Genomic DNA, 16601 nt, shown 5'->3' on the forward strand with positions numbered 1-16601 from the left:
TGCGGGTCAATGGTTAAAAAGAACGATAAACAGAGTTAAGTCATTTTGCTCCGCTAAGCAAATTCGCCCGCCGGAAAAGGCGATCTCGGGTCTGTTTTTTTTCAGTGTCGATTTTATCTTCTTGTTCAAGGCTTCTTTGCTTCAGGTCAAAAACAAGCCGATTAATTCACTGCAATTACTACATGTTGAGTCTAAAATCCAAAAACACACCCATATGTAGTTAACGGAGAAAAAATGGCAACGGTGGTGGTGAAGCGCGACGGATGCCGCGTAGGCTTTGATTCACAGCGTATCGCCGCAGCAGTGAAGGCTGCGGCACGGGCGGCAAACGTGGAAGATGCACGGTGGTGCGACACGGTGGCCGATCGGGTCAGCACTCAACTGGCCCATCGTCAGGAAGTGGATATCGGTGACATCCAGTATGCGGTGGAAGAAACGCTCATGGCCGGGCCTTACCCGCAGCTGGCACGCACCTATATTGAGTATCGTCACGATCGCGACGTGGAACGCGAGCGCCGCAGCCATCTGCATCACGCCATTCGTGGTCTGGTGGATCAGACCAACGCCGCCCTGCTGCATGAAAATGCCAATAAAGACAGCAAAGTGATCCCCACCCAGCGCGATCTGCTGGCCGGGATCGTCGCGAAGCACTATGCGCAGCAGCAGATCCTCCCCCGGGACGTCGTTCAGGCGCATGAACGCGGCGAGATCCACTATCACGATCTCGATTATTCCCCCTTCTTCCCCATGTTCAACTGCATGCTGATCGACCTGAAAGGGATGCTGACCAACGGCTTCAAGATGGGTAATGCCGAGATCGAGCCGCCAAAATCCATCGCCACCGCAACGGCCGTCACGGCGCAGATCATTGCGCAGGTCGCCAGCCATATTTACGGTGGAACCACGCTGAACCGCATTGATGAAGTGCTGGCACCCTATGTGGAAAAGAGCTTCGCAAAACACCTTGCCGTGGCGCAGGACTGGCACATTCCTCAGGCGGACGCCTATGCTCGCGAACGTACCGAAAAAGAGTGCTATGACGCCTTCCAGTCGCTGGAATACGAGGTAAATACGTTACACACGGCAAACGGGCAAACCCCGTTCGTGACCTTTGGTTTTGGCCTGGGCACGAGTTGGGCGGCACGGCTGGTTCAGACCTCCATTTTGCGTAACCGCCTGGCGGGGCTGGGTAAAAATCACAAAACCGCCGTGTTCCCAAAGCTGGTCTTTACGATTCGGGAAGGCGTGAACCGCCGTGCGGGAGAGGTTAACTACGACATTAAGCAACTGGCGCTGACCTGTGCCAGTAAGCGGATGTATCCCGACATTCTGAATTATGATCAGGTGGTCCAGGTCACTGGCTCCTTTAAAACTCCCATGGGCTGCCGCAGTTTTCTGGGCGTTTACGAGGAAAACGGTGAGCAGATTCATGAAGGCCGGAATAATATCGGCGTCATCAGCCTTAATTTACCGCGCATTGCGCTGGAAGCAGACGGAGACGAAACCCGTTTCTGGACCTTGCTGGATGCGCGGCTGGCGCTGGCGAAGCGGGCGCTCATGACGCGCGTTGCCCGACTCGAAAAAACCAAAGCCCGCGTTGCGCCTATCCTGTACATGGAAGGCGCCTGCGGCGTGCGGCTTAATGCCGATGATAAGATTGGCCCCATTTTCCGCAATGGCCGCGCCTCGCTGTCACTGGGCTATATCGGTCTGCATGAAACCCTGAATGCCCTGAGTGGCGCGCAACACCATCCTTTCGATGATGCGGCGCTGCGCGCTAAAGGCGTTGCCATCGTGGCCCATATGCGTGCGGCTACCGATGCCTGGAAAGACGAAACCGGCTACGGCTTTAGTCTCTACAGCACGCCCAGTGAGAACCTGTGCGACCGCTTCTGTCGTCTGGATGCCGCGCAGTTTGGCGTAGTAAAGGGGGTAACCGATAAAGGCTACTACACCAACAGCTTCCATCTGGACGTTGAGAAGAAGGTGAATCCCTACGATAAGATTGATTTTGAAGCGCCCTATCCGTCGTTGGCTAACGGCGGGTTTATCTGTTACGGCGAATATCCCAACGTGCAGCACAACCTCAAGGCGCTGGAAGACGTGTGGGATTACAGCTATGACCGCGTGCCCTACTACGGCACCAACACGCCGATTGACGAGTGCTACGACTGCGGGTTCAACGGGGAATTCACCTGCACCAGTCGCGGCTTTACCTGCCCCAACTGCGGCAATCACGATCCTGCCCGGGTTTCGGTTACGCGCCGCGTATGTGGCTATCTCGGCAGCCCGGATGCGCGTCCGTTTAACGCCGGTAAACAGCAGGAAGTGCAGCGTCGGGTGAAGCACCTGGATAGCGGACAGCTGGGATGATGCGCATCCATCGTTACTACGATGTGGATATCGTGAACGGGCCCGGCACGCGCTGTACGCTGTTTGTCTCAGGCTGCGAGCACCAGTGTCGCGGCTGTTACAACCAGAGCACCTGGCGGCTGGATTCCGGCGTGCCGTTTACGCTGGAAATGGAGGAGCAACTGTTAGCGGATTTACAGGATACGCGTATCCCGCGTCAGGGTTTATCGCTGAGCGGCGGCGATCCGCTGCATCCTCATAACGTGCCGCATGTTCGTCGGTTAGTGAAACGGGTAAAACAGACGTGCGCAGGCAAAGATATCTGGTTGTGGACCGGCTATGACATGCAGGCACTCAGCCCGGCACAGCGCGCGATCCTGCCCTGGATAGACGTGGTGATTGACGGGCGGTTTGAAGAGGCAGAACGCGATGCCACGCTCCTGTGGCGCGGCAGCCGAAATCAGAAAATCTGGTATCTACGCTGAAACACGGGGGATCGCGCCGGACTCGATCAGCGTGAACCCCGTATTTTCTTCGGCAAACGCCTGGTGATGCAGGCAGCGAGCCACGTCCTGAGCCGACACGGCACGCCAGTTGCCTGGCAACCAGGCGAACAGCGGAGCCATCAGGCTTTCTCCCCGACGTTTATCTTTTCGTTCACCCAGCAACAGCGAAGGCCGGACCACCGTCAGGCTCGGCCACGCCTGATGGCGCAGCGCATTTTCCATCTCACCTTTCACGCGATTGTATAAAAAGGGGGAGTGACGGTTAGCACCGTGCGCACTGACCACCAGCATCTTTCTGGCCCCCAGACGTAACGCGTTCAGGGCGGTATCCACCACCAGCGTGTAATCCACGTGAATAAAGGCCTCTTTACTGCCCGCCTGCTTACGCGTGGTGCCCAGACAGCAAAATACCGTCGTCAGCGGTGCCTCCAGCGGGCGCAGGACATCCGTGAGATCGGCTTCAACAGGGTTGACGACCTTGTTCATTGCGGGAAGCGCACGACGGCTGGGCGCAATAATTTCATCCACGCGCGGATCGTCGATCAGTAAACGCAGCAGACAGGATCCCACTAAGCCGGTTGCGCCCGTCAGTAATACACGATTCATCTCAGAATATTCCCTGTTTCGCTGCCAGCCGTGCAAAATCTGGCCAATGTGAGCCGCCTGGCTTGCGTTCTCAGAATCGACAACCAGGCTTAACAGGTCATCAGGATAGCGCAGTATGCGCCTGACATGCCTAAAGGAGAGTATAGATGAGCACCAGAATTGCGGTTCTGATCACCGATGAATTTGAAGACTCTGAGTTTACCTCGCCAGCCGAAGTCTACAAACGTGCGGGCTATGAGGTGGTTACCATTGAGGAGCAGGCGGGTAAAACCGTGAAGGGCAAACAGGGCGATGCTGAAGTCACTATCGATCGCAGCATCGACGACGTTAGCCCGGCGGAATTTGACGCACTGCTGCTACCGGGTGGACACTCGCCGGATGCGCTGCGCGGTGATGACCGCTTTGTTGCCTTTACCAAAGACTTTGTGGCCAGCGGCAAACCCATCTTTGCTATCTGCCACGGGCCACAACTGCTGATCAGCGCCAACGGCGTTCGCGGTCGTAAAATGACCAGCGTGAAGGCCATTGCGATCGACCTGATCAATGCGGGTGCCGACTTCCGTGATGAGGAAGTGGTGGTTGACGGTGACAAACTGGTCACCAGCCGTACGCCGGCGGATCTGCCTGCCTTTAACCGTGAGTCCCTGCGTATTCTGCAGGCACTGTAACGGCCCACGCCCTTTTCCGCCAGGAAGGGGGCGCTTTATTTACGCCTCGCGTTGCCAGACAATTTTTTTGCCGAAACCCAGCGCATTGTCGGTCATTTTCAGCTCATCAAGCGTAATTTCCCACAGGGGCGCAGAAACCTTGCGCGAAACCGGGAAGCGACGTTGGTACGCGGTGCGCGCCTCAGACGCGTCTTCTTCGCTGAGCGGCCGGATATGACCCCGATACTGCACGCCTTTTATCAGCAGTACCGTCTTCGGCTGTCCATTGATTGTCCCCGCCACGCGGTTATTTTTCATTGCTAACAGGCCATGGCGCGTATCCGACTCCGTCATGAGCCAGAAAGCCATGCGTAATTCATCAAACACGTAGTAGCAGTTTGCACACCACAGATCATCGTCAGCACAGCAGCACAGGGACAGCACATGCTGCTTTTTCAGGTAGCGAACAAGATGAGCAAGGTCAGACACAATCAACTCCGGGTAAGGGCAACGGATAGCACGGCGCAAAGAAGCGCGCTACACTGCCGGGCGGGCATTTCTGGAACACATTATGAGTCAGCACTGGCAACTTTACCTGATACAAACGGCCGCAGGCATGCTGTATACCGGCATCACAACCGACGTTGCGCGCCGCCTTGGACAACATGCCTGTGGGCGCGGGGCCCGGGCCCTGCGCGGTAAGGGCCCATTGGCGCTGGTCTATGCCTGCGCGGCGGGCGACCGGTCGCAGGCTTCCGCGCTGGAGTACCAGGTTAAGCAACTGACCCGTCAACGAAAACTACAGTTGGTTGCCGAGCAACCCGTAAGCCTTACCGCCTGGCTCAGCGCAGTGGATTAAAAGGCGCGGAATACTCAATGCGCCCTTCGGCCCCGTCAAACGCGTTGTCTGCCAGAGGGTACACCAGGAAAGAGGCTTCGCTATCCGGCCAGCGGCAGTGCAACCCATGCCGTGCTGCGGGCTCGAAACCCAGGTGGCTATACAATGCGGGATCGCCCCTTACCACAACGGCGCTGTAGCCAAACTCATTCAGCGTATCCAGACCTTCGTAGACCAACTGTTTCGCTATGCCCTGACCACGCAGGCTTTCATCCACGGCCAGCGGAGCCAGTCCGACCCAGTTGCGATCTTCCCCCTGCAGGGTAACCGGGCTGAAGGCGGCATAGCCCAGCACCTGCCCTTCATCGTCTGTGGCGACGACGCCCAGCGTTAGCAGCCCGTCTTCACGCAGGGCCTGAGTCAGCTCGGCTTCGGCTGAGGTGGGAAAACAGCGTCGCAGTAATGCATCGATACCGGCGGCATCCACGCCAATTTCTGTACGTATTAACATGAGACACCCGCGCGTGCCTGTGCGGCTTTCGCGTCCTGTTGCATTGTTGTCTCCACGATTGCGGCCATCTGTTGAATGGCGGTACGTAACCCCTTGGGCATGGTGTTGAGTTCAATTGCATCCATTACGTTCTTAACCTCCAGTCCCAGTTCCGTATCCCCTTCGATCAGCAGTCGGCGCTGAAAGAAAAGCATATCAGGATCCGCTTTGCGTGCTGCTACCAGCAACAAATCATTGGCGTTGCCCCGGAACCAGACATCTGCTTCGGCATGCTGCAACACCCTCAGTTGGCCGCCTTCCAGCGTGGTGATCCACGTGAGATTAATATCGCTAATCTCAATCCCCAAAAAGCGTCCCTGAAGAAAGTCTAACTCACCTTCGGCTAAAACATGACGAAATTGCCAGTTTAAGAGTTGTTGCAAGAGCTGCTTCTTCAATATGAAGGGAGCAAGTGTTGCAGGTAAGCTAAGGATTTTAGGGCCGTTTTTGACTAAACTGGCAGATAACCGCTGGAACACGTTTTGCACTCCTGTCACAAAAATTTTAGCTATATTGCCATAGAGTGCCATTCCCGCCTCCTTTGAGATCAATAAAACCTATCGTAAGCGGGTTAAAAAAAAGCCAGGCTATCTCATCAATGACCGTTTCACTGCCCTAAATCAACATTTACCCAAAGCGCCATGACTAGACTCGTGCTCCATCTGCATCACGAGAGGATTGAGTATGGAGCTGCTGTGTCCGGCCGGAAACCTGCCTGCGATACGAAGTGCGGTCGAAAATGGTGCCGATGCGGTTTATGTCGGACTGAAAGATGACACCAACGCGCGTCACTTTGCAGGATTGAATTTTACAGATAAGAAACTGCACGAAGCGGCGTACTACCTTCATCAGCATCGCCGTAAGCTGCACGTGGCGATCAATACCTTTGCACATCCTGACGGCATGCAGCGCTGGCAGCGGGCTATCGATGTGGCGGCAGACAGCGGTGCTGATGCGCTGATCCTGGCGGATATTGCAACGCTGGAATATGCCACCGCGCGCTATCCTCACATCGAACGTCATCTGTCAGTGCAGGCTTCCGCCACCAACCTTGAGGCCATTCGTTTTTATCATCGCCATTTCAATTTGCACCGAGTGGTACTGCCGCGCGTACTGTCGATTCATCAGGTAAAACAGCTGGCGCGCAGTACACCTGTTCCGCTGGAGGTCTTTGCCTTTGGCAGCCTGTGCATCATGGCCGAGGGCCGCTGCTACCTCTCTTCCTGGCTAACCGGTGAATCGCCAAACAGTAAAGGCGCCTGCTCCCCCGCGAAGTTTGTTCGCTGGCAACAAACGCCGGCCGGCATGGAGGTACGCCTTAATGACGTGCTGATCGATCGCTATCGCGCAGAGGAAAGCGCCGGCTATCCCACGCTGTGCAAAGGCCGTTATCAGGTTGACGACCAGCGCTATCACGTGCTGGAAGAGCCCACCAGCCTGAATACGCTTGAACTGTTGCCAGAGCTGATGCGGGCAGGCATTGCCTCCGTAAAAATCGAAGGCCGTCAGCGCAGCCCTGCCTACGTATCCGATGTCGCCCGCGTCTGGCGTCAGGCTATCGATCGCTGTCAAGCTCAGCCGGATAACTTTGAAGTGGCACAACAGTGGACGAAAACGCTGGGGGCCCTGTCAGAAGGCACGCAGACCACCTTAGGCGCCTATCATCGTGACTGGCAGTGAGGAAAAACCATGAAATACTCTCTCGGCCCCGTGCTCTGGTACTGGCCCACCGCCACGCTGGAACATTTTTATCACCTCACTGCTGACAGCAGCGCTGACATTGTTTGTCTTGGGGAAGCCGTCTGCAGCAAGCGACGCGCCACGCCTTTTGCCGCCTGGATGGATTTAGCACGAATGCTGTCAGCCCGTGGGAAGCAGGTGGTCATTAGCACGCTGGCTTTGCTGCAATCCCCTTCTGAGCTCAAAGAGCTACAGCGCTATGTAGAGAACGGCGAGTTTATTATTGAGGCCAACGACCTGGGCACCGTGAATATGGCGGCAGAGCGCAAGCTGCCCTTCGTTGCGGGGCCCACGCTCAATGTTTATAACGCCGATACGCTGCAGCTTTTAGTCAAAGAGGGCATGACGCGCTGGTGCTTGCCCGTTGAAATGCCGCGCGACTGGCTAGTGGAGCTGCTCCAGCAGTGTGAGACAAGAGGCATCCGCCAGCAGTTCGAGGTGGAGGTGCTGGGTTATGGTCATTTGCCGCTGGCCCTGTCAGCCCGCTGCTTTACAGCACGTTCGGAGAATCGCGCCAAAGATGCCTGCGAAACCTGCTGTATTCATTATCCTCATGGACGCCGGGTCCTCTCACAGGAATCGCAACAGGTTTTCGTCCTGAACGGTATCCAGACCCTGAGCGGTTACTGCTATAACCTGGGGAACGATCTGGTTGGTATGCACAACTATGTAGATATCGTGCGGTTGTCACCTCAGGATGAGGAAACCTTAAGCCTTATTGACCGTTTCCGCGCAAATGAAGAGGGGCAGGCGCCCCTGGATCTGGCGAAAAATCGGGACTGTAATGGCTACTGGCGCAAGCTGCCGGGCATGGTTTTGCAGGCTGGCGACTGAAAGGCACATACAGGCAACATACGGCGAGTGTAAAAAGTTTTAATATGGCGGATGTTACGCAATACTTGATGGCGCAGGGTATGACACCTGCGCTATACACTCTGGAGTACTCATGTCTGAGAAAAAAAGCGTTCGCCTCTCCGTACTCGATCTTGCCCCTGTTCCTCAGGGTGCCACGCCTCGTGATGCGTTTCACCATTCACTCGCGCTGGCGCGTCAGGCTGAAGCCCTGGGATTCGAACGTTACTGGCTGGCTGAACACCATAATATGACCGGCATTGCCAGTGCCGCCACGTCTGTGCTGATTGGCTATCTGGCCGCGAACACCACAACGCTGCGTCTGGGTTCGGGCGGCATTATGTTGCCGAATCACGCGCCGCTGGTGATTGCAGAACAGTTCGGCACTCTGGCCTCGCTTTATCCCGACCGTATCGATCTGGGATTAGGCCGCGCCCCCGGCTCGGATCAGCGCACCATGCTGGCCCTGCGCCGCAACCTGTCGGGCATTCAGGCCGATACCTTCCCGGACGATGTCGCTGAGTTGATCGACTGGTTTGATGCGGAAGCCGGCGCGCAACCACCTGTTCAGCCGGTGCCCGGCTTAGGCCTGAAAATTCCGGTGTGGCTGCTGGGTTCCAGCCTTTACAGCGCACAGCTGTCGGCCAAAATGGGACTGCCGTTTGCCTTTGCCTCGCACTTTGCCCCGGACCAGCTGTTCCAGGCTCTGCATGTCTATCGCGAGAACTTTACGCCTTCAGCCCGTCTCGCCGAGCCGTACGCTACGGTGTGCATTAACGTGGTTGCCGCTGACAGCGAAAGCGACGCGCGTTTCCTGTTCACTTCAATGCAGCAGCAGTTTATTAATCTGCGCCGCGGCAAGCCGGGCCCGCTGCCTGCCCCGGTCCAGAACATGGACAGCCTGTGGTCGCCGTCAGAACAGTATGGCGTTCAGCAGGCGCTGAGCATGTCGCTGGTAGGGGATGTCGAGAAAGTGCGTCACGGACTGGCTTCACTGCTGCGTGAAACCCAGGCGGATGAGATTATGGTTAACGGTCAGATTTACGATACGCAAGCCCGTCTGCACTCGTTTAAGCTGGCGATGGACGCTGCACGCAGCCTGTAAATCAGCAGCAGCCCTTCTGGGATAAGCCAGAATCAGGACAAAAAAAGGGAAGCCCGCAGGCTTCCCTTTTTATTACGACGATTTAGCTCGCTTACGCGTCACGACGACGTGGTGCAGCCGCACCGTCTTCACGACGTGGACCACGACCGCCTTCGCGGTTGAAGCTGCGTCCGCCTTCACGACCACCTTCACGGCGCTCAGAAGAGAAACGACGCGGGCCCTGACCTTCAGGACGTGCACCGCCGCCACGACGTTCGCCAGCACCAGCGCCAGGACGACGCTCGCCACGGCCACCTTCGTGCGGCTGAGCATCACCCAGCAGCTGCATATTCATTGGCTTGTTCAGAATACGCGTACGGGTAAAGTGCTGCAGCACATCACCTGGCATGCCTTTCGGCAGCTCGATGGTGGAGTGCGTACCAAACAGTTTGATGTTACCGATGTAACGGCTGCTGATATCGCCTTCGTTGGCAATTGCGCCCACGATGTGACGCACTTCAACACCGTCGTCACGGCCCACTTCAATGCGGTACAGTTGCATATCGCCAACGTCACGACGTTCGCGACGTGGGCGGTCGCCATCACGGCTTTCGCGTGGACCACGTGCATCACGGCTCTCACGACGATCGTCACGCTCACGGAATTCACGACGCGCTGGACGTGGTGCATCAGCAGGAACGATCAGCGGACGCTCACCCTGTGCCATTTTCAGCAGCGCAGCAGCCAGCGTTTCGATATCCAGCTCTTCTTCAGGCTGCATCTTCGCCAGCAGCGCACGGTACTGTTCCAGATCGCTGCTTTCCAGCTGCTGCTGAACTTTTGCCGCGAACTTAGCCAGACGACGCTGACCCAGCAGTTCTGCATTTGGCAGCTCAACTTCTGGAATGGTCAGCTTCATGGTGCGTTCGATGTTACGCAGCAGACGACGCTCGCGGTTCTCTACGAACAGCAGTGCGCGACCTGCACGACCAGCACGACCGGTACGGCCGATACGGTGAACGTAAGATTCTGCGTCCATCGGAATATCGTAGTTAACAACCAGGCTGATACGCTCAACGTCCAGGCCACGGGCCGCAACGTCGGTAGCAATCAGGATATCCAGACGACCATCTTTCAGGCGCTCCAGCGTCTGCTCACGCAGTGCCTGGTTCATATCGCCGTTCAGTGCCGCACTGTTGTAACCGCTGCGCTCCAGCGCTTCAGCCACTTCCAGCGTTGCGTTTTTAGTGCGCACGAAAATGATCGCAGCATCGAAGTCTTCTGCTTCAAGGAAGCGAACCAGCGCGTCAGTTTTACGGCCGTAAGCCGTCCAGTAACTCTGGCTGATGTCTGGGCGCGTAGTCATGCTTGACTGAATGCGCACTTCCTGCGGATCTTTCATAAAACGCTTGGTAATACGACGAATCGCTTCTGGCATGGTGGCAGAGAACAGTGCGGTCTGATGACCTTCTGGGATCTGCGCCATGATAGTTTCAACGTCTTCGATGAAGCCCATGCGTAACATTTCATCGGCTTCGTCCAGCACCAGACCACGCAGGTTAGACAGATCTAACGTGCCACGTTTCAGGTGATCCAGCAGACGGCCTGGAGTACCTACGACAACCTGTGGTCCCTGGCGCAGGGCGCGCAGCTGCACGTCATAACGCTGGCCGCCGTAAAGGGCAACCACGTTCAGACCGCGCATATGTTTAGAGAATTCGGTAACAGCTTCAGCTACCTGCACCGCCAGTTCGCGGGTCGGTGCCAGCACCAAAATTTGCGGTGCTTTAACAGTTGGATCGATGTTGTGTAACAGCGGCAGCGAGAACGCTGCAGTTTTACCACTCCCGGTCTGCGCCATACCTAATACGTCACGGCCCGCCAGCAGGTGAGGAATACACTCAGCCTGGATTGGGGATGGCTTGACATAGCCCATGCCGTTCAGTGATTCAAGGAGTTCGGCGTTCAGGCCAAGTTCTGCAAAAGTGGTTTGAATATCAGTCATGTAGTACACGTGCCTCGTTGATTGCGGCGGCCAGTCTACATAACTCGTCGTGAAAACTTTCAGTCATTTTCATCAAAAAGTGTGAACCGGCTCAAATTAGAAGTTTTGACGAACAGAAAAGCCCTCATCCCTGAAGATGATGACTTGACAGGTTTTACAGGCAAAAAAGTTCGTCAGCTATTGCTGGTCAGATTCTGATAAATCGTCTTGTGCCTGGCCGAGTTGCGCCAGTTCCAACAATGCGTATCGGTGTTCAACAAAGTTATTCACGTTGTTGGCAACCGCCAGTTTGAACAACGCTTCTGCGTTGTCCTTCTCCCCCAGACTTAGGTAATACTTACCTAAATAGAAGTTGGTTTCACTGAGATGTTCAGCGAGCGAGGTGTTATCCGTTGCGTCCGCCTTGAGACGTTCCATCAGTGTTGCTTCGCTGATGTCGCCCAGGTAGAACTCGACAATATTCCATCCCCATTGGTCCTTGACCGCTTTGTCGTAACGCTGCTTAAGCGCCACTTTTGCTTTGTCGGCATCCATCCTGCTTTCAACCAGGTAGAGCCACAAGCTGCGGAAAGGATCGTTAGGATCGTCTTGATAAAACGCCAGCAGATCATCTTGCGCTAACTTGTATCGACCGCCGTAATAGAGGGCGATACCACGATTTAAATGCGCATAGTTGTAAGTTGGATCAAGCTCAAGTACAGAATCAAACGCTTCATAGGCGGCATCAAAGTTGCCCGCCTGCGTTAAGTATATACCAAGATAGTTAAACACTTCTGGCATATCTGGTCTTATAGACAGCGCTTGCGAAAAATCGTTCCGCGCTAATGCCCTCAGACCCAAACTATCATACAACACTCCGCGCTCATATAACAGCTGTGCGCGTTCATCATCGGTAAGGGCTCGACTGGCAAGAATTTGTTCCATGCGAGCCAGAATCACTTCCTGTTGCAGTGTGGGCTGTAAAGGTACTGCAAGAACTTCGTTCTTACGCCAATTGGAGTTGCTGCATCCTGCCAGCGTCAAAGCTGTCGCAACAAAACACCAGCGCAAAAAAGGCTTCATTTCCCACTCCCGAATACAAACATTGGGACAACCATCCTGTTATCCGCCTGCTGTGCACAAGGATTCCCGCCCTCGCGATGACACAAAAGCCTCTCCCTGCCAGGCAAGGAGAGGCAAATCAGGAAAGACTTATTCAGCGTCAGGTGCGCTCTCAGCTGCAACAGCTTCAGGCTTGGTTTCTGTCGCTTCTTTGATGCTCAGACGTACGCGGCCCTGGCGATCGACTTCCATCACCTTCACCGGGACTTCCTGACCCATCTGCAGATAGTCAGTCACTTTCTCAACGCGCTTATCGGCGATTTGAGAAATATGCACCAGACCTTCTTTACCACCGCCGATAGCGACGAAGGCACCAAAGTCTACGATACGTGTGACTTTACCGCTGTAGATACGGCCCACTTCGATTTCTGCGGTGATCTCTTCGATACGACGAATCGCTTCTTTCGCTTTCAGACCATCGGTTGCTGCGATTTTCACGGTACCGTCATCTTCGATTTCGATGGTTGTACCGGTTTCTTCGGTCAGCGCACGGATCACAGAACCGCCTTTACCAATCACATCTTTGATCTTGTCTGAATTGATCTTGATGGTGTAAATGCGCGGTGCGAACTCAGAGATTTCCTGACGCGGCGTGCTGATAGCCTGTTCCATTACGCCCAGAATGTGCAGACGCGCACCTTTGGCCTGGTTCAGCGCAACCTGCATGATCTCGCGGGTGATGCCTTCAATTTTAATGTCCATCTGCAGCGCAGTGATACCTTCACGGCTACCGGCGACTTTAAAGTCCATATCGCCCAGATGATCTTCATCACCCAGGATGTCGGACAGGACAACAAACTTGTCGTCTTCTTTCACCAGGCCCATTGCGATACCCGCAACAGAGGCCTTGATTGGCACACCGGCATCCATCAGTGCCAGAGAGGCACCACAGACCGAGGCCATAGAAGAGGAACCGTTAGATTCGGTGATTTCAGAAACCACACGCACGGTATACGGGAAATCTTCAGCTTTAGGCATCACGGCCAGCACGCCGCGCTTCGCCAGACGACCGTGACCGATTTCACGACGCTTAGGCGAGCCCACCATACCAGTCTCACCAACGGAGTACGGAGGGAAGTTATAGTGGAACAGGAAGCTGTCGGTGCGTTCGCCCATCAGCTCATCCAGGTTCTGCGCATCGCGGGTGGTGCCCAGCGTCGCGGTCACCAGCGCCTGTGTTTCACCACGGGTGAACAGTGCGGAACCGTGTGTACGTGGCAGAACGCCCGTGCGCACGTCCAGACCACGGATCATGTCTTTTTCACGGCCATCAATACGTGGCTCGCCGTTCAGGATGCGGGTACGAACCACATTCTTTTCCAGGCTGTGAACGATATCGCCGATTTCGGCCGCATCGAGTGATTCATCTTCTGCCAGAAGCGCAGCAATGGTTTCGTCTTTAATGACGCCAACCTGGGTGTAACGCTCTTGCTTATCGGTAATGCGGTATGCATCGCTGATACGGGTTTCGGCCAGCGCCGCAACGCGTGAAATCAGTGCAGTATTTGCCTGCTCTGGCTGCCAGTCCCAACGCGGTTTGCCCGCTTCGGCAACCAGTGAGTTGATGTTTTCAATCACGATCTGCTGCTGATCGTGGCCAAACACCACCGCACCCAGCATCTGCTCTTCAGACAGGATTTCCGCTTCAGATTCCACCATCAGAACGGCGTTCTGTGTACCGGCAACAACCAGGTCCAGACGGGATGTTTTCAGCTCATCAGCCGTTGGGTTCAGTACATACTGGTCATTGATATAACCTACGCGTGCCGCACCGATAGGGCCGTTGAAAGGCAGACCTGACAGCGCCAGGGCTGCAGAAGCACCGATCATGGCAACGATGTCCGGGTGAACCTGTGGGTTAACTGAAACAACGGTCGCAATAACCTGCACTTCGTTGACGAAACCTTCCGGGAACAGCGGACGCACCGGACGGTCAATCAGACGTGAAATCAGGGTTTCACCTTCGCTTGGGCGACCTTCACGACGGAAGAAGCTACCTGGGATACGACCAGCAGCGTAAGTACGCTCCTGATAGTTAACGGTCAGTGGGAAAAAGTCCTGACCTGGCTTGGTTTTTTTCTGACCAACAACGGTGACAAATACTGCGGTATCGTCCATGCTCACCATCACGGCGGCGGTCGCCTGGCGAGCCATCATGCCGGTTTCCAGCGTGACGGTATGTTGACCATATTGGAATTTGCGTACGATCGGATTAAGCAAAATCAAAGTCCTTAACATCGGGGCAGTGCTATATTGAGCCTGCCATTGATTACCGATCCTCGTTGCATCCTCGCGACTAATGACAACCCTTAACCGCCCCTGCGGTAAAAGCCTCTCATTAGCCGCGCGAACCTCTGCAAACAAAGATCACACCCAACAACAATACATGAGTTTGCTCAGGATTGCTGCGCATTGCTCGAAAAAAGGGGCCATAAAGGCCCCCTTTTCATGAAACTCGCACAAATCAGATCGCCAGTCGGGTTTTAGCGCACTTAAGTGGCATCCCTGACGACCCAATTTTAAGACTTAGCGACGCAGACCGAGACTTTCGATCAGGCTGCTGTAGCGTGCAACGTCTTTACGCTTCAGGTAGTCCAGCAGCTTACGACGCTGAGATACCATGCGCAGCAGACCGCGGCGGCTGTGGTGGTCTTTCTTGTGCTCAGAGAAGTGGCCCTGCAGATGGCTGATCTGCGCGGTCAACAGTGCAACCTGAACTTCGGTTGAACCGCTATCGTTAGCACCACGACCATATTTAGCAACGATCTCTGCTTTAGCTTCTACGCTTAGAGACATAATAAACTCCAGTTAAATGAATGTATGGGCGCCGATCTCTAATTCAGCATCCCGCTTTAAAGCCGCGCCATTCTACTCTTCGCCAGAGGGCAACGCAAATGCCCAACGCGGAAAGCGCACAACTTAATTCTGATACTCCACCACTAAACGGCGGGGGGCAATTCGGCCATCCTCGGCAATTTCGGCCATGCCGATAAATTTGCCCTCTTCACCTTCGGTGACGCGGACTAAGCCCTGGGCTGGCGCCTGACTGGCGTGAACCGGCTGGCCCTGCTTAAAGTACGCGGCGACATCGGATGAAACGTTAACCGCCGGATAATCGGACGCCGGGCTATCCATTGGCAGAAGCAGCGGATCAAGGTGCTGCGCCAGATCTTCACCTGTCTCACTGGCGCGATGCTGCAGTGCCTGGAGCTGCTCCAGTGTGACCATCTTCTCAAACGGATAACGGGCAACCTGTACCCGGCGCAGCATGATAACGTGCGCACCGCAGCCAAGCTTCTCGCCCAGATCGTCAATAATGGTGCGAATGTAGGTGCCTTTGGAACAGTGGACGTCCAGCTCCAGCTCATTGCCCTGCCAGCGAATAAACTGCAGCGCATAAACGGTAATCGGGCGGGGTTCACGTTCGATGGTGATGCCTTCACGTGCGTACTCATACAGTTTTCTGCCCTGATGTTTCAGTGCAGAAAACATGGAAGGCACCTGCATGATATCGCCACGAAAACTGTCCAGCGCCGTGTCGAGTTCTGACTGAGTGAAGGTCACAGGACGGGTCTGCACCAGATTGCCGTCCGCATCGGAGGTATCGGTGCGTTCACCCAGGCGGGCAATCACACGATAGCGCTTATCGGAGTCCAGCAGATACTGAGAAAACTTGGTGGCTTCACCCAGGCAAATCGGCAACATGCCGGTGGCCAGAGGATCGAGCGCGCCGGTATGTCCTGCACGGTTAGCGTTGAAAATACGCTTGACCTTTTGCAGGACATCGTTGGATGACATCCCTTGTGGTTTATCCAGCAATAAGACGCCATGGACGTCGCGACCGCGACGACGAGGACGACTCATTACGCCTCCTCGTCATCGTCCGTGGCCTCAGGACCACGACGCTCAACGTCTTTTTTCACCACGTTGGTGACGAGGTTAGACATGCGCATCCCTTCGATCAACGAGTTGTCGTAGAAGAAGGTCAGTTCCGGCACGATACGCAGGCGCATGGCTTTACCCAGCAGCGTGCGAATATAACCCGAGGCTTCTTTTAACGCTTTCAGGCCATTTTGTACGGCTTCTTCATCTTTATCATTGAGGAAGGTAACAAACACTTTGGCGTAAGCGAGGTCACGGGATACCTCAACGCCAGAAACGGTCACCATCATGCCCAGGCGCGGATCTTTAATTTCACGCTGCAGGATCATGGCTATCTCTTTTTGCAGCTCCTGCGAAACACGCTGCGGACGGCCAAATTCTTTCGCCATTTTTATTTCTCCCAAATAATTCGGGAGGCCAGCGGCCTCCCAAATTGCA

The 16601-nt window shown here is 55.2% G+C and carries 18 protein-coding genes; 7 read left to right on the forward strand and 11 right to left on the reverse strand.

Annotated features, from left to right (window positions below):
• Window positions 1-234 precede the first annotated feature (234 nt).
• Both nrdD and nrdG read left to right on the forward strand, forming a co-directional pair.
• A complete protein-coding gene (nrdD, locus tag AAIE03_RS15675; protein WP_019106708.1) occupies window positions 235-2373 on the forward strand; it encodes an anaerobic ribonucleoside-triphosphate reductase in 2139 nt (712 codons plus the stop codon).
• Window positions 2370-2837, forward strand: coding sequence for an anaerobic ribonucleoside-triphosphate reductase-activating protein (gene nrdG / locus AAIE03_RS15680; protein WP_014606739.1), 468 nt, complete (start codon window positions 2370-2372; stop codon window positions 2835-2837). The genes nrdD and nrdG overlap by 4 nt, the downstream gene beginning before the upstream one ends.
• On the opposite strand, the gene AAIE03_RS15685 is transcribed toward nrdG, so the two are convergent.
• Window positions 2829-3464, reverse strand: coding sequence for an NAD(P)H-binding protein (locus AAIE03_RS15685; RefSeq protein ID WP_015701089.1), 636 nt, complete (start codon window positions 3462-3464; stop codon window positions 2829-2831). The genes nrdG and AAIE03_RS15685 overlap by 9 nt on opposite strands.
• Before the next feature lie 146 nt (window positions 3465-3610).
• On the opposite strand from AAIE03_RS15685, the gene AAIE03_RS15690 reads away from it, so the two are divergent.
• A complete protein-coding gene (locus AAIE03_RS15690; protein ID WP_013024366.1) occupies window positions 3611-4132 on the forward strand; it encodes a type 1 glutamine amidotransferase domain-containing protein in 522 nt (173 codons plus the stop codon).
• A 39-nt stretch (window positions 4133-4171) separates the two neighbouring features.
• Here AAIE03_RS15690 and AAIE03_RS15695 read toward each other — a convergent pair whose 3' ends face one another.
• Window positions 4172-4600, reverse strand: a complete 429-nt coding sequence (locus AAIE03_RS15695; RefSeq protein WP_014606741.1) for a YhbP family protein — start codon at window positions 4598-4600, stop codon at window positions 4172-4174.
• A gap of 82 nt (window positions 4601-4682) precedes the next feature.
• Here AAIE03_RS15695 and AAIE03_RS15700 point away from each other — a divergent pair, with 82 nt between their 5' ends.
• Window positions 4683-4970 (forward strand): GIY-YIG nuclease family protein, encoded by a 288-nt coding sequence (locus tag AAIE03_RS15700; RefSeq protein ID WP_013024364.1) that lies wholly within the window; start codon window positions 4683-4685, stop codon window positions 4968-4970.
• Here AAIE03_RS15700 and AAIE03_RS15705 read toward each other — a convergent pair.
• Together AAIE03_RS15705 and ubiT are read right to left on the reverse strand one after the other, a co-directional pair.
• The gene (locus AAIE03_RS15705) at window positions 4954-5460 is read right to left on the reverse strand and encodes a GNAT family N-acetyltransferase (protein ID WP_013024363.1); all 507 of its coding nucleotides are present in this window, start codon (window positions 5458-5460) and stop codon (window positions 4954-4956) included. The genes AAIE03_RS15700 and AAIE03_RS15705 overlap by 17 nt on opposite strands.
• On the reverse strand, window positions 5454-5978 hold the full coding sequence (gene ubiT / locus AAIE03_RS15710; protein WP_033770460.1) for a ubiquinone anaerobic biosynthesis accessory factor UbiT: 525 nt from the start codon (window positions 5976-5978) through the stop codon (window positions 5454-5456). Before ubiT ends, AAIE03_RS15705 begins: the two co-directional genes overlap by 7 nt.
• Before the next feature lie 205 nt (window positions 5979-6183).
• On the opposite strand from ubiT, the gene ubiU reads away from it, so the two are divergent.
• From ubiU to AAIE03_RS15725, 3 genes are all read left to right on the forward strand, one after another.
• Entirely contained in the window at window positions 6184-7179 is a 996-nt protein-coding gene (ubiU, locus tag AAIE03_RS15715; protein ID WP_014595166.1) for a ubiquinone anaerobic biosynthesis protein UbiU, read from the forward strand.
• 9 nt (window positions 7180-7188) lie between these two features.
• Window positions 7189-8073, forward strand: a complete 885-nt coding sequence (locus AAIE03_RS15720; RefSeq protein ID WP_013024360.1) for a U32 family peptidase — start codon at window positions 7189-7191, stop codon at window positions 8071-8073.
• A 112-nt stretch (window positions 8074-8185) separates the two neighbouring features.
• Window positions 8186-9196, forward strand: coding sequence for a luciferase-like monooxygenase (locus AAIE03_RS15725; protein WP_013024359.1), 1011 nt, complete (start codon window positions 8186-8188; stop codon window positions 9194-9196).
• 91 nt (window positions 9197-9287) lie between these two features.
• Here the strand turns inward: AAIE03_RS15725 and AAIE03_RS15730 are convergent, their stop codons facing one another.
• The 7 genes from AAIE03_RS15730 to rbfA form a co-directional block, all read right to left on the reverse strand.
• Window positions 9288-11180 carry a DEAD/DEAH family ATP-dependent RNA helicase gene (locus AAIE03_RS15730; protein WP_014595165.1) on the reverse strand — a complete coding sequence of 631 codons (1893 nt, stop codon included), beginning with the start codon at window positions 11178-11180 and terminating at the stop codon, window positions 9288-9290.
• The gene (gene yrbN, locus AAIE03_RS15735) at window positions 11173-11253 is read right to left on the reverse strand and encodes a protein YrbN (RefSeq protein WP_100208641.1); all 81 of its coding nucleotides are present in this window, start codon (window positions 11251-11253) and stop codon (window positions 11173-11175) included. The genes AAIE03_RS15730 and yrbN overlap by 8 nt, the downstream gene beginning before the upstream one ends.
• A 104-nt stretch (window positions 11254-11357) precedes the next feature.
• The gene (gene nlpI / locus AAIE03_RS15740; RefSeq protein ID WP_013024357.1) at window positions 11358-12242 is read right to left on the reverse strand and encodes a lipoprotein NlpI; all 885 of its coding nucleotides are present in this window, start codon (window positions 12240-12242) and stop codon (window positions 11358-11360) included.
• Window positions 12243-12371: 129 nt separating this feature from the next.
• Window positions 12372-14501, reverse strand: coding sequence for a polyribonucleotide nucleotidyltransferase (gene pnp / locus AAIE03_RS15745; protein ID WP_014606747.1), 2130 nt, complete (start codon window positions 14499-14501; stop codon window positions 12372-12374).
• Window positions 14502-14807: 306 nt separating this feature from the next.
• On the reverse strand, window positions 14808-15077 hold the full coding sequence (gene rpsO / locus AAIE03_RS15750; protein ID WP_006121766.1) for a 30S ribosomal protein S15: 270 nt from the start codon (window positions 15075-15077) through the stop codon (window positions 14808-14810).
• 123 nt (window positions 15078-15200) lie between these two features.
• Window positions 15201-16145, reverse strand: a complete 945-nt coding sequence (gene truB / locus AAIE03_RS15755) for a tRNA pseudouridine(55) synthase TruB (protein ID WP_014595163.1) — start codon at window positions 16143-16145, stop codon at window positions 15201-15203.
• The gene (gene rbfA, locus AAIE03_RS15760; RefSeq protein ID WP_014606748.1) at window positions 16145-16552 is read right to left on the reverse strand and encodes a 30S ribosome-binding factor RbfA; all 408 of its coding nucleotides are present in this window, start codon (window positions 16550-16552) and stop codon (window positions 16145-16147) included. Before rbfA ends, truB begins: the two co-directional genes overlap by 1 nt.
• Window positions 16553-16601: the final 49 nt, after the last annotated feature.

This window comes from Pantoea sp. Ae19-2, assembly GCF_059801205.1.

Excerpts from the sequence above, each read along its gene's own strand:
- nlpI (WP_013024357.1), bottom strand. The coding sequence starts at position 12,242 with ATGAAGCCTTTTTTGCGCTGGTGTTTTGTTGCGACAGCTTTGACGCTG.
- AAIE03_RS15725 (WP_013024359.1), top strand. The coding sequence starts at position 8,186 with ATGTCTGAGAAAAAAAGCGTTCGCCTCTCCGTACTCGATCTTGCCCCT.
- rpsO (WP_006121766.1), bottom strand. The coding sequence starts at position 15,077 with ATGTCTCTAAGCGTAGAAGCTAAAGCAGAGATCGTTGCTAAATATGGT.
- nrdG (WP_014606739.1), top strand. The coding sequence starts at position 2,370 with ATGATGCGCATCCATCGTTACTACGATGTGGATATCGTGAACGGGCCC.
- rbfA (WP_014606748.1), bottom strand. The coding sequence starts at position 16,552 with ATGGCGAAAGAATTTGGCCGTCCGCAGCGTGTTTCGCAGGAGCTGCAA.
- AAIE03_RS15720 (WP_013024360.1), top strand. The coding sequence starts at position 7,189 with ATGAAATACTCTCTCGGCCCCGTGCTCTGGTACTGGCCCACCGCCACG.
- AAIE03_RS15700 (WP_013024364.1), top strand. The coding sequence starts at position 4,683 with ATGAGTCAGCACTGGCAACTTTACCTGATACAAACGGCCGCAGGCATG.
- truB (WP_014595163.1), bottom strand. The coding sequence starts at position 16,145 with ATGAGTCGTCCTCGTCGTCGCGGTCGCGACGTCCATGGCGTCTTATTG.
- AAIE03_RS15705 (WP_013024363.1), bottom strand. The coding sequence starts at position 5,460 with ATGTTAATACGTACAGAAATTGGCGTGGATGCCGCCGGTATCGATGCA.
- AAIE03_RS15690 (WP_013024366.1), top strand. The coding sequence starts at position 3,611 with ATGAGCACCAGAATTGCGGTTCTGATCACCGATGAATTTGAAGACTCT.
- AAIE03_RS15730 (WP_014595165.1), bottom strand. The coding sequence starts at position 11,180 with ATGACTGATATTCAAACCACTTTTGCAGAACTTGGCCTGAACGCCGAA.
- nrdD (WP_019106708.1), top strand. The coding sequence starts at position 235 with ATGGCAACGGTGGTGGTGAAGCGCGACGGATGCCGCGTAGGCTTTGAT.
- AAIE03_RS15685 (WP_015701089.1), bottom strand. The coding sequence starts at position 3,464 with ATGAATCGTGTATTACTGACGGGCGCAACCGGCTTAGTGGGATCCTGT.
- ubiU (WP_014595166.1), top strand. The coding sequence starts at position 6,184 with ATGGAGCTGCTGTGTCCGGCCGGAAACCTGCCTGCGATACGAAGTGCG.
- yrbN (WP_100208641.1), bottom strand. The coding sequence starts at position 11,253 with ATGAAAATGACTGAAAGTTTTCACGACGAGTTATGTAGACTGGCCGCC.